The 15,321-nt window shown below is 70.3% G+C and carries 9 protein-coding genes; 5 read left to right on the top strand and 4 right to left on the bottom strand.

Annotated features, from left to right (window positions below; all coding sequences use genetic code 11):
* Positions 1-117: 117 nt before the first annotated feature.
* Entirely contained in the window at positions 118-1,056 is a 939-nt protein-coding gene (locus RNB18_RS25970; RefSeq protein WP_311716531.1) for an MBL fold metallo-hydrolase, read from the bottom strand.
* 168 nt (positions 1,057-1,224) lie between these two features.
* On the opposite strand from RNB18_RS25970, the gene RNB18_RS25965 reads away from it, so the two are divergent.
* The 4 genes from RNB18_RS25965 (at position 1,225) to RNB18_RS25950 (ending at position 6,511) form a co-directional block, all read left to right on the top strand.
* On the top strand, positions 1,225-1,839 hold the full coding sequence (locus RNB18_RS25965; RefSeq protein WP_311716530.1) for a TetR/AcrR family transcriptional regulator: 615 nt from the start codon (positions 1,225-1,227) through the stop codon (positions 1,837-1,839).
* 569 nt (positions 1,840-2,408) lie between these two features.
* The gene (locus RNB18_RS25960) at positions 2,409-4,622 is read left to right on the top strand and encodes an MMPL family transporter (RefSeq protein WP_311716529.1); all 2,214 of its coding nucleotides are present in this window, start codon (positions 2,409-2,411) and stop codon (positions 4,620-4,622) included.
* A 4-nt stretch (positions 4,623-4,626) separates the two neighbouring features.
* Entirely contained in the window at positions 4,627-5,808 is a 1,182-nt protein-coding gene (locus tag RNB18_RS25955) for a sensor histidine kinase (RefSeq protein ID WP_311716528.1), read from the top strand.
* A 1-nt stretch (position 5,809) separates the two neighbouring features.
* The gene (locus RNB18_RS25950; RefSeq protein ID WP_311716527.1) at positions 5,810-6,511 is read left to right on the top strand and encodes a response regulator transcription factor; all 702 of its coding nucleotides are present in this window, start codon (positions 5,810-5,812) and stop codon (positions 6,509-6,511) included.
* 262 nt (positions 6,512-6,773) lie between these two features.
* Here RNB18_RS25950 and RNB18_RS25945 read toward each other — a convergent pair whose 3' ends face one another.
* Both RNB18_RS25945 and RNB18_RS25940 read right to left on the bottom strand, forming a co-directional pair.
* Positions 6,774-10,031, bottom strand: a complete 3,258-nt coding sequence (locus tag RNB18_RS25945; protein ID WP_311716526.1) for an NPCBM/NEW2 domain-containing protein — start codon at positions 10,029-10,031, stop codon at positions 6,774-6,776.
* A gap of 117 nt (positions 10,032-10,148) precedes the next feature.
* Complete coding sequence (locus tag RNB18_RS25940; protein WP_311716525.1) at positions 10,149-12,593, bottom strand: SpoIIE family protein phosphatase; 2,445 nt, start codon at positions 12,591-12,593, stop codon at positions 10,149-10,151.
* A gap of 137 nt (positions 12,594-12,730) precedes the next feature.
* Here RNB18_RS25940 and RNB18_RS25935 point away from each other — a divergent pair, with 137 nt between their 5' ends.
* The gene (locus RNB18_RS25935; RefSeq protein WP_311716524.1) at positions 12,731-14,194 is read left to right on the top strand and encodes a benzaldehyde dehydrogenase; all 1,464 of its coding nucleotides are present in this window, start codon (positions 12,731-12,733) and stop codon (positions 14,192-14,194) included.
* Between the two features lie 61 nt (positions 14,195-14,255).
* Here RNB18_RS25935 and RNB18_RS25930 read toward each other — a convergent pair whose 3' ends face one another.
* Positions 14,256-15,236, bottom strand: a complete 981-nt coding sequence (locus RNB18_RS25930; protein WP_311716523.1) for an FAD-dependent oxidoreductase — start codon at positions 15,234-15,236, stop codon at positions 14,256-14,258.
* Positions 15,237-15,321 lie beyond the last annotated feature (85 nt).

Below are 15,321 nucleotides of genomic sequence, written 5' to 3'. Positions count from 1 at the left end.
CTTGGCAGGGTTGGCGGGACGTACGGCCCGAGGGGACGGCGGGGAGTTGGGCGCATCGGGAGGGGCGGTGCGCCGGTCGCGGAGGGTGGGGCCTCGTCAGGGCAGGCGGGGGCGTCGTCAGACGCGTGGGCAGAGCTCGGCCATGCAGCCGAACAGCCCGGGGCCGTCGAGTGGGGGCAGGGTGGGGTCGAGCTCCCGGTAGACGGTGTGCACGTTGACGGCGAGGCGTTCGCTCTCGTGCAGGTCTGCGAAGCGGCCCAGGCGGATGTCGCGGGCCGCGTCCATGGCCGGCATTCCGGCGGTGAAGCGGGCGGTGGCCTGCTCATGGACGTGTTCGAGGTAGTCGCGGATCTCGCGGACGGCCTGTTTGGTGGTGACAGGGCCGTGGCCGGGAACGACGATGTCGGCGTCGAGGCCGAGCAGCAGGTCGCAGGCGGCGAGCCAACGGGTGAAGGGGCCGTGCCAGACGATCGGCGCCGCTCCGGCGAAGACGATGTCGCCGGTGTAGACCGTCCGGGCCTGCGGCACGTGCACGATCGTGTCTCCGGCGCTGTGTGCGGGGCCCACGTCGATGAGGCGGACCTCGGTGCCGCCGATGTCCAGGGTCGTCTCACCGTCGAAGATCCGGTTCGGGAGGGCGGGTTCGACGCCGGCGTAGTCGAAGCGGCCGAAGATCCGGTGGGCGAAGCGTCCGGCAGGGCTCTCCATGCTGGTCAGCGCCAGCATCTCGGCCGGACCCACCTGACGCATGTCCGCCACGGACCCGCGGGCCGCGATGATCTCGGCGTGAGCCACGAGCTGGTTGCCGAACCAGTGGTCGCCGTTGCCATGGGTGTTGACCACGGTGGCGATCGGCGCGGTGGCGGTCAGCGGCGTCAGCGCGTCGAGCATGGTCATGGTCAGCCGCAGATCGTAGAGGGTGTCGACGAGCAGTGACTCGCCCCGGCCGGTGATCAGCCCGGCGTTGCTCATGCCCCATCCGGACTCGCCCGCGATCCAGGCGTAACAGCCGTGTCCGAGCTCGACACAGCCTGTCCGGAATATCACGGAAGCCACGTTGCCTCCTGTTCTTGTCCCGTGTCAGATAGCGAGACTTAAGTACATTGATGGACTCGAGTCCATCGATGGCCGCTAATCTAAGAAGGTGGTGGGGCGGCGTCAATACCCGTGCGGCCATGTGCTGTACTGACGACCATGAAGATCCCGGAGGCAGGAGGCGAAGTGGTGTCCACGCCCGCAGCACCGCCCGCCGGACGCCGGGAACGCAAGCGACAGCAGGTGCGCGACCACCTCTACGCCGCGGCACTGCACTTGTTCGTCACCCAGGGGTACGAGGCGACGACCATGGACCAGATCGCCGAAACCGCCGACGTCGCCCGGGCCACCGTCTTCAACCACTTCTCACAGAAGGTCGGATTCCTCGAGGAATGGGGAGCCCGCCGCCGCGCCCGCGTCAACGAGATCCTCGGCTCCCAGCACGCCGAGGACCTGCCGGTCGGCGACGGACTGCGCCGCTACCTGAAGGAGATGGCCGACCTCAACGTCGCCTCCCGCGCCGAGACCACCGTCCTGATGGACGCCTCCGCGCGGTACGGCCGCCTCCTCCAGGACCCGTCTCTGGAGATCGAACTCGCCAGGATCGTCGAACAGGGTCAGCAGCGCAGGGAGATCAGGGCGGACGTCGACTGCGACCAGGCCGGACAACTGCTGGCTGCCTGCTACTTCACGACAATCCTGCGCTGGATCCGAGAGGAACCAGCCTCCTTCGACCTCCACCAGCGACTCGCCGGCGCGCTCGACATCGTCCTGCTGGGCCTCCTCGTCGGCGAAGCGGCCTGACGCGGCACATCACCCTCGCCCAGCCGCACGCGCAGAGTCGAACCAACCATTCAGTCAACCTGCGCCCTGGGCTTTCTGGTGGGCGGCCTGACTGCTCCTCGCCTTCCCCGCGTGCATCCTCGCCTCTCGGCACCTTTCTCCAGGCGGCTGCCGGGGAGGCGTCGTTGCCTACGTGCCGCTGTGTGTCGGAAGGAGAATCCGTTGCGGGTGAGTCCAAGACCCTTTTGCGAGCTGGCGGGAACGGCCCCCACGTTGCTTGAGGCCGTCCATCTTGGACGCGTTCGGGACGCGTTCGGAACACAAGGATAGGAACAGACCGACAAAGAGGAACGAGGGGTGCCGGAGCGTCAACTCCGGCTCGATGGAGAAAATCCGCTGCGCGCGTTGTTGGAACCGCGCGTACGTCCAGCCGCTCGGAAGTTCCGGACCCGTCGATCAAGGACCCTTCGGCCAGCGCGGAGGACAGCCGTTCGGGCGGCCCGGTCCGGCCGGGTCCACCAGTCGGTGGACCCGAGGTTCAACCTGTCGAGGCTGTCGGCGCGAACCCGCCGCCGACCAGCATGGACGACATGAGGAATCTCCCTGTACGCATGGCTCGTTGGAGCGCCGGACACCCGTGGCGCGCGATCGTCTGCTGGCTTCTGTTCGTGGTTCTCTGCCTGGGCGTGGGCATCACGGTCGGAGGCAACCCGGCCACCACGGAGGACTTCCGCATCGGTGAGGCGGGCCGGGCGGAGGCGATGGCCGCCGAGGGCGGACTGCAGCAGCGTCCCGTCGAACGCGTCCTGATCACCGCGCGCCCCGGGACCGGCCCGCTCGACCTGACCGCGGCCGACGCCGCCGCCAAGGACGTCGCCGAGCGGATGCGGGGGCTTCCTGAGGTGCGTTCGGTGGCCGCCCCGGTGCGTGCGGCGAACACAACCGCCGTACGGGTCGACGTCACCATGAAAGGCCCGGAGCTGGAGGGCAAGAAGCACGTCGACGCGCTGCTCGCCCAGACCGCCGAGGTCCAGAAGGCCAACCCCGGGCTGCGGGTGGAGGAGACCGGGTCCCCCTCGATCAGCAAGGGCGTCGACAAGCTGCGCGGCGACGACCTGTCCCGTACGGAGGTGATCGCGCTGCCGGTCACGCTGATCACCCTGCTGCTGGTCTTCAGCTCCGTCGTGATGGCGCTCGTACCGCTGCTGCTCGCGCTCTCCTCGATCGCGGCGGCCATCGGCCTGTCGATGCTGGCGTCACACGTCTTCCCGGACGCGGGCATCGGCACCAACGTGATCCTGCTGATCGGTCTGGCCGTCGGCGTCGACTACACCCTCTTCTACCTCAAGCGGGAACGGGAGGAGCGGGCCAGGTCGGGCGGCCGCCTCAGCCCGCAGGCCGTCGTGGAGCTGGCCGCAGCCACCTCGGGACGCGCGGTGGTGCTCTCCGGCCTCGCCGTCGCCGTCTCCAGCGCCACTCTGTTCCTCGCGGACGACGTGATCTTCTCCTCGATCGCCACCGGCGCGATCGTCGTCACCCTGGTCGCCGTGCTCAGCTCGCTGACCGTACTACCCGCCCTGCTCGCCACGCTCGGCCGGCGAGCGGAGCGCCGGGCGGTGCGCAAGGAGGCCCGGGCGGCGAAGCGCGGTCAGGCCGTACGGCCCACGAAGCAGCCCAAGACCGGCCCCGGCCGCCTCACCTCCGCGGTACTGCGCCCCGTCCGCAAGCACCCCGCCGCCGTCCTGACCGTCACCGTCCTCGCCATGCTCGCCCTGGCGGCCCCGGTGCTCGGCTTGAAGCTGACCGACATGGGTCGTGAGACACACTCGCGCTCCATTGTCGCCATGCAGACCTACGACCGTCTCAACGCGGCATTTCCCGAGCTGAAGTCCATGCACCAGATCGTCGTACGCGCGGACACCGACCGCTCGCCCGAGGTGACCGCCGCCCTGCGCGAACTCGCGGCGGACGTGAAGAACGACCCGCGGCTGAGCGGAACCTCCAAGCTGTCCACCTCGCCGGACCGGCGGATCAGCATGCTCCAGCTTCAGGTGCCGTACTACGTGAGCACCGACCAGGCCCAGTCGTCCCTCAGGGACATCCGCGACACCTTCGTACCGAAGACCGTCGGCAAGGTGGCCGGCGCCGAGACCGCGGTGACCGGAGACGTCGCCCGGTACACCGACTACCCCACGCACCAGGAGCAGAAGCTGCCGCTGATCATCGGTGCTCTGCTGCTCGTCACCTTCGTCATGACGGTGTGGGCGTTCCGCTCGCTGGTCCTCGGTGTGGTCGGCATCCTGCTCAACCTGCTCTCGGCCGCCGCCTCCCTCGGTGTGCTGGTCCTGGTCTTCCAGCACACGTGGGCCGAGGGGCTGCTCGACTTCGACTCCACCGGTTCGATCGGCTCCCGCGTCCCGCTGTTCCTGTTCGTCATCCTCTTCGGCCTGTCCATGGACTACCAGGTGTTCGTGATCAGCCGGGTGCGGGAGGCCGCCCTGAACGGGGTGCCCACCCGCAAGGCCGTGATCGACGGCATCGGCAGTTCGGCCGGCGTGGTCACCAGCGCGGCGGTCGTGATGGTGACCGTGTTCGCCAGTTTCGCCGCCCTGCACCTGATCGAGATGAAGCAGATCGGCTTCAGCCTGACGATCGCCGTACTGCTCGACGCCTTCGTCATCCGGATGCTGATCCTTCCGGCGCTCATGCTGCTGCTCGGTGAGGCCAACTGGTGGCCGTCACGCGGAATCCGCAAGGCCCAGAGCCCGATCCCGGCCTCCTCCGCCCTGCAAAAAGTAAGCTGAGCCAATGACCGAGCGGCCGCCCAACGACCCTTACCCGTCAGGCACGTTGCACCTCTGGAACACCATCTCCTGGGTCCTTCTCGGCCTGCTGCCCACGGCCGTCGCCGTACTGGACGCGCAGGAGGCGAAGAAGTACTGGTCGTTGGGCCTGCTGGTCCTGATCGCCCTTTGCTACGCGATCGTCCTCGCCCTGCCGCGCAACCCCGTGCTGCGCCCCAATATGTTCCTCGTACTGCTCTCGCTCGTCATGGGAGGCATCTCCTACCTGCTGGGAGGTGCCGCCGCCTTCTACGTCGTCTCCCTTCCGCACTTCTGGATCTTCGTACGCGGCCCGCGTCCCTCGATCGTCCTCAGCGGCCTCGGTGCGGCGACCACCGTGTTCGGCGGCACCCTGCGACAGGGCTGGAGCCCTCAATTCCTCACCGGGAACAACGTGTTCACGGTCGTCGCCTATGCGGCGGGCGTTGCCCTCGGCCTCTGGCTGCACCGCTTCATCGCACAGCACAACGCACGCACCGAGCAGCTGGCCGCCGAACTGGACAACGCGCAGCGGGAGTTGGCGGAGGCCCACCAGCGGCAGGGGGCGGCGGCCGAACGCGAACGCATCGCCCGCGAGATCCACGACACACTCGCCCAGGGATTCGCTTCCATCATCGTCCTCGCGGAAGCGGCCCGTTCCGCCATCGCCACGGACGCCGAGAAGTGTGACCAGCAGCTGCTTTCGATCGCGCAGACCGCACGCGAGAACTTCGCCGAGGCGCGGGTGCTCGTCGGATCGGCCCCGCAGAGCGGTGTCGCCGCGGGCTCGGTGGCCACGACGTTGCGCAGGACCGTGGACCGGTTCGCCCAGGACACCGGGCTCTCCGTCACCACTGAACTGGCGGACGTCGACTGCGACCAGACGACGCGCATCGCGCTGTTGCGCTGCACCCAGGAATCCCTCGCCAATGTGCGCAAGCACGCGGCCGCCACCACGGTGGGGGTCGTCCTGACCCGCCACCCGCACGGCGTCGAACTCGAAATAACCGACGACGGCCGGGGCTTCGTGGTCGACGAAGCCAAAGGCTTCGGCCTCGTCGGAATGCGCAAACGGCTGGCCGAGCTCGACGGTGACCTGGCCGTCACCAGCTCCGTCGGCGACGGAACCCGCGTCCTCGCGATGATCCCCACGAACAGTCAGGACTGACATGGCCGAGCTGACCGACCAGGCCGCAGCCGATGAGACGACCGCGGCGGAGCAGGACAGAATCCGTGTGATCGTGGTGGACGACCACACGGTGATGCGCGCGGGAGTCGTCGCCCTCCTGGCCGACGAGCCCACCGTCGCCATCGTCGGCGAGGCGGGCAACGGCAGGGAGGCCGTCGAACTCGTCGAGGCTCTGGCTCCCGACCTGGCGCTCATCGACCTGCGGATGCCCGTCCTCGACGGCGTCGCCGCGACCGCGGAGATCGTGGCCGGCAAGGCGCCGACCCGGGTGCTCATCCTCACCACGTACGACACGGATGTGGAGATCGAGCGCGCCGTCGAGGCCGGCGCCATCGGCTACCTCCTCAAGGACACCACGCGCGAGCAACTCGTCGACGCGATCAGGTCCGCCGCCCGGGGCGAGACGGTGCTGGCCCCCAAGGTCGCCGAACGCCTCGTCGCACGCATACGGCGGCCCGCCCCCGTGTCCCTGACCGGCCGGGAACTGGACGTCCTGAACGCGGTCGCCGACGGCCTGTCCAACGCCGACATCGGCAAGCGCCTGGTCATCGGGGAGGCCACGGTGAAGACCCACCTCCTGCGCGTCTTCGCCAAGCTCGACGTCAGCGACCGTACGCACGCGGTGGTCGTGGCCCTGGAACGCGGGCTGCTGGTACGCCCGGACCGGGACAAGCGGACATAGGGCCCGCAGTGGTTCCAACGCTTCCGTGAAGAGGCGGAGCCTCGCACGGCCGGTAAAGCAAACGCTGCGCGCGGGGATTCAGGGGGTGGCAGGGACCACGCAGGGACCGCAAGGACAGGAACCAACCGACAAGGAGTGCCGAGCATGGAACCGACGGACAGATACGTCGGATCGCTTGCCGAGTATCTGCATACTCGGCAAGCGATCGACAAGAGCAGGCAGACGGACGGGGTCCCGTACGAGGACACCGTGCTGCCCCGCTCTACCCCGCGCAGTCGAGCCGGGCGTCGGCCCAGTCCGCGTGATCGTGGGCGTTGCCGTCGCCGCCGTCCGCGATCACGAGGTGCAGTTGCTGGGCACCGGTGACGTCGAGGTCCAGGGGCAGGGGCTGTGAGGTGCCGGTGAGCACGGGGGTCGTGGTCAGCGTCCGGCCGTCCGCGGTCACGGAGAAGGTGGCCGAGCCGTACGGGGCGACCTCGTCGTCGATGCCGACGGTGGCGGTGAACCGGCTGCAGTTGCCGCCGAGGAAGAACGCCACGTCGCTGTCGGTGTGGGTGCCCAGCCCCTTGGCGTGGACGGTGCCGCGGATCGTGATCGGCAGTCCGTCGCCTGCCGCCTGCTCGCCATTGGAGGAGTCGCGTTCCACCGGGCCCCAGCCGTTGCTGCTGGAGACGAACGACAGGTCGCTCAGGTAGGGGCTGCCGGTGGGCGGCGGGATCGGCACCTCGGTCTTCGCGGTGCCGTACGTCCAGTGCTGCACGCCGCCGCGGACGTAGGTGGCGAGCGGCGAGAAGGTGACCGAGACAGGGGTGGCGGCGGCCGTGGGGGCGGTGACGGTCCAGCTCGCGGTGACCGAGTGGCCCGGGGTGACCTTCGCGAAGGTCGTCGGTGTGGTGGCGGCGACCGTCCAGCCGTCCGGGGCACCGGGCCGCAGGGTGAGGCCGGTGGCGGCGTCGCCCGAGGCCGGGACGGTGAAGGTGGTCTTGAGGGTTGCCGACTCGCCCCGGTGGATGGTCGCCGGGAGGTCGGCGGCGAGTGTGGCCGGGGCTTCGGCGGCCTGCTTCACGGGGGTGATGCTGAGGTTGTCGAACTCGTCGGTCTGGTAGCCGACCACGCCGATGCCGACCTGCCCGGAGGCGTACGCGGAGTCGTCCACCGCGCCGACCTGCTTGCCGTCGACGCTCGCGGTGATCGTGGTGCCGCTGAAGCTCAGGGCCAGTTTGTGCCAGCTGCGGGTGCCCAGTGCCCGGGTGGTGCCGTCGGCGAGTGTGGCCAGCCGGCCGCTGGTGTCGCTCTTGACCACCGACCACTTACCGGTGTCGGCGACTCGCAGGAAGTAGCCCGCCTGGTGGGACTGCGGCCGCTGCTGGTCGCCCGCCCGGCCCATGAGTTCGACCGTGCCGGACTGCTCCAGGTAGACGTCCGAACTGACCGTGTAGTTCTTCCAGTCGACGTCGCCGAGGAGGGCGAACGCGTCGCTGTCGTCCTGCCACTCGATGGGCTGCTGCGCGGCCATCTGCCGGACACACTGGCCGGAGCGTCCGCCCTTGCACGGCGCGATCTCGAAGGAACCCTGCATGTCGGACAGGTACTTCGCCTCCCGCCCGGGGGTCTTCTGCTCGAACGAGTCGCTGTAGGGGAGCGCGAGGTGGCCCTGCTTCGGGCTGACGGCGCTGCCCTTGCCCTGGCCGGTGGTGGTGGTCAGGGAGTAGACGTAACCGGGCTTGAGGGTGACGCTGAAGTGCCCGTCCTTGGGGGTCACGTCACCGGTGTGCACGAAAGCGCCGGAGGTGCCGGCGGACTTGAGGTCGGTGGCCCAGATGTGCACCTTGCCGGTCGGCAGTCCGCCGCTGACCGTGAAGTCGGCGGTCTGGGAGGCGCTCGCGGTGGAGGTCTCCAGGATGGTGCTGTACGCCGAGTTGTCCGGCGCCTTCAGGGTGACGTAGCTGCCGTTGACGCGGTCCCCGCCGAGGTAGCCGCTCGCCTTGTCGACGAACTTCCAGCCGGGCTGGGTGACTTGGGTGACCTGGGCCGTCGTCCAGAGGCTGGTGCCGATGTCGTACGCCCCGGACCAGGGCTGGTTCGCCACCGCGAGGCCGACCGTGTCGTAGGGCAGGTTGGGGTAGATCGCGGCCAGCAGCGGCCAGTTGAGGTACGCGGTGAACTTGCCGTCGAGGTAGCCGCGGGTGATGGAGCGGATCAGGGCGCCGGCGCCGGTGTTCTCGTCCAGGGAGCCGTTCTCGCTGGCCCACAGGGGCTTGCCGGTCGCCTGGGCGGTGGCCGAGCTGGGGCAGGTGTTGGCGCTGCCGCCGTCGCCGCCCTCGCAGGGGTAGTGGACGCCGACGACGTCGACGGACTTGGCGAAGTCCGGGTTGGAGGCGATGTCGTCCGCGACGTCCAGGCCCGAGTCGGCCCCGACGATCTGTATCGGGAGGTGCTTGGCGGCGAGCGTCGCGTGCAGCTTCTCGTACCAGCCGATGTCGTAGCCGCGCTCGTTCCAGCCGCCCAGGTAGTCGATGTCCAGGCCGTGCTGGCGGGCGCAGCCCAGCCAGCTGGTCAGGTAGTCGATCATGTCCTGGGACCAGAAGTCGCCGCCGCCGGGGGAGTTGTCCGTGTTGCCGATCCAGCCGGGGGCGCCCCAGGCGAGGCCGTACAGCTTGATGTGCGGGTTGCGCTTCTTGGCCTGCTCCATCAGCCACCACTCGTAACCGCTGTCGCAGTGCACGGTTCCCTTCGTGTGCTCGATGCTGGGCTCGGACCCGTCGGTGGAGTTGGTGTCGCCGCCGATCTCCACCTTGAGCATCTGCAGGGCGGCGCCGTAGCCGGGCTTGAAGAGGTAGTCCAGGATCCGGCTGCGCTGCGGCTCGGGGTAGTTGATGAGCAGCCGTGAGTTGCCTCCGCCGCCGCTGATGGCGCCGATGCCGTCGAAGGTGCGGCCTGTGCCGGCACCGTCCACGGCGACGTCGGTCTTGCCCGGAACGGGTGCCTCACCGACGAAGTCGATCCGGTCGACGGCCAACGCGGTGCCGCTGGAAGCGGCGTTCTTCCGGCCGGTCGACGTGAGCGTGAAGGTGTGCGGGCCGTCGGGCAGCGTGGGGCTGGTCCACACGGGGACGTCACCGGTGCGGGTGGCGCTGTAGAGGTCGACGTCGACGGGGGTGCCGCCGTCGACGGAGACGGCGCCGATGCCATGGCCGGGGTCGGTGATCGCGCGGAAGGTGAGCTGGGTGCCGGTGAAGGCGAAGTCGACCGACTCGCCGGTGGTTTCGGTCCAACTGTTGGTGCCCTCGTAGGGATTGGCGGGTGCGCCCTCTCCGCTCGCATGCCCCCAGCCGGAGCCGTGGTAGTCGAACTGGTCCCGGCCGCTTCCCTGGACGGCGTCGTCCACCGTGACGGTGGTGGTGGCGGTGGTGGCCGTGTCGGCGGCCCCGGCCTTCGCCGTGGGGGACAGCAGGAGCGCAAGTGCGGTGAGGACCACGGCGCCCAGTCTGGGTGCACGGCTCCGTGTGGACTGGGACATACGTGCTCCCGGTGTTACAGGGGTGGCGGAGGGAACAACTCCGCACACCGTGCTACAGGCGCCCACGCGGTCGGGCAATGTTCCGGACAGAATTCAACAGAAGATTGCACGGTGCTTTCAGGCCGTGGGGAGGGCCTGTTCGGCCCAGATCGTCTTGCCGTCGTACGTCTGGCGGGTGCCCCAGCCCTGGGTGAGCTGGGCGACGAGGAGCAGGCCGCGGCCGCCTTCGTCGAAGGTGCGGGCACGGCGCAGGTGGGGGGTGGTGCTGCTGGCGTCGGAGACTTCGCAGATGAGGTTGCGGTCCCGGATGAGCCGGAGCTGGATGGGGGCGCCGCCGTAGCGGATGGCGTTGGTGACGAGTTCGCTGACGACCAGTTCGGTGACGAAGGCGGCCTCGTCCAGGCCCCAGGCGGCCAGCTGCCGACGGGTGTTCTTACGGGTGTCGGCGACCGCTGCGGGATCGGCCGGCACGTCCCAGGTGGCGACATGTGCCGCGTCCAGGGCGCGGGTGCGGGCTATCAGCAGCGCCACATCGTCGGCGGGGCGGTCGGGGAGAAGCGTCTGGATCACGGTGTCGCAGGTGGTCTCCAAGGACGCGGCCGGCCGGGCCAGCACCTCGCGCAGCGCGTCGAGGCCTTCGTCGATGTCGCGGCCACGGTCCTCGACGAGACCGTCGGTGTACAGCGCGAGGAGGCTGCCTTCGGGCAGTTCGATCTCGGTGGCTTCGAAGGGCAGGCCGCCGAGCCCCAGCGGCGGACCCGCGGGGATGTCGGGAAACTCCACGGCGCCGTCCGGGGTCGCCACCGCGGGTACGGGGTGGCCCGCGCGAGCCAGGGTGCAGCGCCGGGAGACCGGGTCGTAGACGGCGTACAGACAGGTCGCGCCGATGTCGCCGACGGTGCCGGCTGTGCTTTCGGCCTCGGCGGACAGATGGATGACCAGGTCGTCCAGGTGGGTCAGCAGCTCGTCGGGCGGGAGGTCGACATCGGCGAGGGTGCGTACGGCGGTGCGCAGCCGTCCCATGGTGGCCGAGGCCTGGATGCCGTGGCCGACGACGTCGCCGACGACGAGCGCGACCCGGGCGCCGGACAACGGGATCACGTCGAACCAGTCGCCGCCGACGCCGGCCTGCGCACTGGTGGGCAGGTAGCGGGAGGCGACGTCGACGGCGGCCTGCGGGGGCAGCCGTTGCGGCAGGAGACTGCTCTGCAGGGTGAGGGAGGTGCGGCGCTCACGGTCGTAGCGGCGGGCGTTGTCGATGCAGACGGCGGCCCTGGCGGTGATCTCTTCGCCGAGGAGCAGGTCGTCCCGCTCGAAGGGTTCCGGGCGCCGGTGGCGGGAGAACGTCGCCACGCCGAGGGTGATGCCGCGGGCGCGCATCGGCACGGCCAGCACCGAGTGGAAGCCGTAGCGCCGCATCCGCTCGGCTCGGTCCGGGGTCTGGCTCGCCACCCGGTCCATAGCGGAAGCGGTCACGTCCTCGATCAGCGGTCGGCCGGTGCTCAGGCACCTGGCCGCGGTCGACTCGTCCGGGTAGGCGGCCACTGTTCCGCGCTCCACCACGACCTCGGGGCAGCCCTCCAGGACCGACTGGTAGGCGACACGGCGCAGCATGACCGGGCTGGGCGGCGAGCTGGCGATTGGGTCGTCGCCGCCCTCGATGGCGGGAAGCAGGTCGACGGTGACGAAGTCCGCGAGGTGCGGGATGGCGACGTCGGCCAGTTCCTGCGCGGTCCGGGCCAGGTCCAGGGTGCTGCCGATGCGGATACTGGCCTCGTTGAGCAGGGCCAGACGCCGTCGGGCCAGGTGCTCCTCGGTCACGTCGTAGGCGGAAAGGAGCACGCCCCGTACCGTTCCGCCGGCGTCCTTCACGGGGGTGAGCGACGTCGACCAGATGCTCTCGCTCGCGTGGCCCGCCAGGCGCAGGACCTGCTGAAGATGCTGCTGTTCTCCGGTCTCCAGCGCCCGCCGCATGCACTGTTCCGTCCGGTCGCCCTCCGAGTCGACCACGATCTCCGACACCCGAAGCCCCTGCATCGCCGCTTCGGGCAGGCCGATCACCCGCTCCATGTCCGCGTTCGCCCGGCGCAGCCGCAGGCCGGTGTCGTAGAGCGCCGACGTGGCCGGGGACTGGGTGAACGCCCACCTCAGCAGCGCGTCGTCCTGGAGGGGCGGCGACGGCCGGGCCAGGGGGGAGACCAGGAGCCACTCGCCGCCCCCGTCGTCTTCGGAGTGGGGTTCCCGGCGGTGGGCCAGCAGGTTCACCGTGAGGTGGTGGCCGTCCGAGTGCAGGAGAGTCGCCGCCCCGTTCCACCTCGGCAGCGTGTGCAGGGAGCGCAGCGCCTCGGAGGGCGGCTCCCCGGCGAGCAACGGCGCCGCGGGCCGGCCGATGACCTCCGCGGACCGGTATCCGAGCAGCCGCCGTGCGCCCTCGCTCCACCCGGTCACGATGCCGTTCGGATCCACCGTGGCTCTGGCCGTGGCCGACTCGTCGACGGGGTCCTCCGGCTGCCGCGCCACCCGGTCGTCGTCGGCGGCTTCAGAACCCGTCATCACGTTCATCGGCCCTCACCTCGGTCTTTCCACCGTGCGTCCCGGACCGGCCGCGAGCAACCGACGGGGAAGTGGTTGAACATATAAGCTTAACGAGGTCATAAGTCCCAAAAGGCTACCAATGCATCGATGATGGGGGTCCTGCCATGACTGCCACCAGCGAGGGGACGTGGCCGGACGCGGCCGATTGGACCGGGAAGATCTACAGCGGCGGCTGGCGGCAGTCCGGGGGCGGGACTCAGCCGGTGAACGAACCCGCCACGGGAGAGCGGCTGGCGGAGGTGGGTGTGGCGGCGCCCGCGGATGTCGACCGGGCCGGGGCCCTGGCCGCCCGGGCTCAGCGGGCCTGGGCCGAGACGGCACCCCAGGAGCGCGCCGAGGTCCTGCTCCGCGCCGCTCGGGCACTGCGTGACCACAGCGGGGCCGTCCGCGAGTGGATCGTCAGGGAGTCCGGGGGCGTCCCGGCGAAGGGCGACTACGAGATCGCGGCCGGACTCAGCCAGCTGGCGCAGGCCGCCGGGCTCGCCTCGCTGCCTCGCGGCGAGATCCTGAGCCCGCCGACACCCGGCCCGGCCAGTTACGCGTGGCGGGTGCCGCTGGGCGTGGTCGGTGTCATCAACCCCTGGAACGCCCCCCTGCTGTTCGCCATGCGGGCCCTCGCGCCCGCCCTCGCGCTGGGCAACGCCGTCCTGCTCAAACCCGATCCCCACACACCGGTGTCCGGCGGCGTCGTCGTGGCGCGGCTGTTCGAGGAAGCCGGACTGCCCGAAGGGCTGCTCCACGTCCTGCCCGGAGGACCCGGCACCGGTGCGGCGGTCGTGGCCGATCCCCACGTCGCCATGGTCGTGTTCACCGGCTCCACCGAGGCGGGACGGGCGGTCGCCCGCGCCGCGGGCGACGGGCTCAAGCGGGTGGCCCTGGAACTGGGCGGCAAGAACTCGATCGTCGTGCTCGACGACGCGGACATCGACGCCGCCGCGGCGGCCGGGGCGATGAGTTCCTTCGGCTATCAGGGGCAGGCCTGCGTCGCCGCCGGACGTCATCTGGTGCACGCCGACATCGTGGAGCCGTACACCGAGGCACTGATCGGTCAGGCCAACGCGCTGCGGGTCGGCGACCCCCGCGAGGAGGGTGTGGCCCTCGGTCCTGTGATCAGCGAGCGCCAGGCCGCGAACATCGAACGCATCGTGGACGCGAGCGTGGCCGCCGGGGCACGGGTGCTGGCCGGCGGACGCCGCGACGGGCTGTTCTACCCGCCCACCGTCCTGGACCACGTCGAGCGGACCATGCCCGCCTTCACCGAGGAGATCTTCGGGCCGGTCGCCCCTGTCGTCGCCTTCCGTACCGACACGGAGGCCGTCGAGATCGCCAACGACACCGCATACGGCCTGACGGCGGCCGTGCACTCCCGCTCGGTGCCGCGGGCCGCGGTCATCGCCGAGCGGTTGCGCACCGGCATGGTGCACCTCAACGACGTCTCCGCCAAGGACGCCGCGAACGCCCCCTTCGGCGGGATGGGAGCATCGGGCAACGGCTCCCGCATCGGCGGCACCGCCAATCTGGAGCAGTTCACCCAGTGGCGCTGGATGACGGTGACCGAGGGGGTCTGACGGGCCGCGGTACCGGGGGTACGTGTGGGCCCGCACGAAGGGCAGCTGCGAGCGGCAGGGCTCATCCCGGCCGAACGGCCGCGCAGACAAGGGCGGTTGCGGCGTCCGCGCAGCCCCACGCAAGGGTGACTCCGGCGCCTCCATGGCCGTAGTTGTGCACCAGCCGCCGTACCTGGCCGTGAGGGTCCGGGTCGGCCTCCAGGCGGACGCCGCCCTCTCGATACGGCCGCAGGCCCACCCGGTGACCGAGGACCGGTACGCCGGCCAGTTCCGGCAGCAGTTCGGTGCAGCGGCGCAGGATGGCGGCGGCGGTGGCCGGGGACGGCGTGGTGTCCCACTCGCCGATCTCGAAGGTGCCGCCGAGGACGATGTCCGTGCTGCGAGGGTGGACGTAGGTGTAGCCGTCGGCGTTGTCCTCGTCGCGCACGGACGTGTGCAGACCGGGGTTGGCGACGAGGACCAACTGCCCTCGCACCGGCTGCACTTCGGTGTCACCGCACAGGGCGCGGGCGCCCAGGCCGGAGGCGTTCACCACCGTGGGAGCCCATACGCCCGCCTGTTCCAGGGCGTCGATACGGCGATGGATCAGCGTGCCGCCTGCCGAGCACAGGCTCTGCTGGAGCCAGGGCAGATAGCGGGACATCTCCACGGACGGAACGGTGAACGCCCAGCCTCCGGTGAAGGGGGCCTGGACTTCGTCCCTCCGCAGGGCCCGGAGGCCGGGAAGGGCCGCGGCCCACCAGGGGACGTCATGGGCCGGGTCACGCAGCAGCATCCGGGTGGGGCGCATGACCACGCCGGGCACCCCGTTCGCTGCCTGGCGGGCGAACTCGTCGTAGGTGTCAGTGGCCCACCCCAGGACGCGCGCCTCGAACCGTGTACGGGTCGGATACCAGACGGCCGCCGCGACGGAGGACGTCGTCACGATCGACGGCTCGGCCGCGACCACGGCGACGCGGGCACCGGTCTGCTGCAGGCGAAGTGCGGTGGTGAGCCCGATGATCCCGGCGCCGACAACGACCGCGTCGAACCTGTCGCTCATGCTTCCCCCCCCTTGATCGCCGAACCGCGTGTTTCCCACTGTCGGCGCGGAGTTGACGACCTGTCCAAGACCAGTCATGCGCAAT

This window comes from Streptomyces doebereineriae, from assembly GCF_031845645.1.
Taxonomy (GTDB): Bacteria; Actinomycetota; Actinomycetes; order Streptomycetales; family Streptomycetaceae; genus Streptomyces; species Streptomyces canus.
This window is presented reverse-complemented; position numbering and strand designations above follow the sequence as displayed.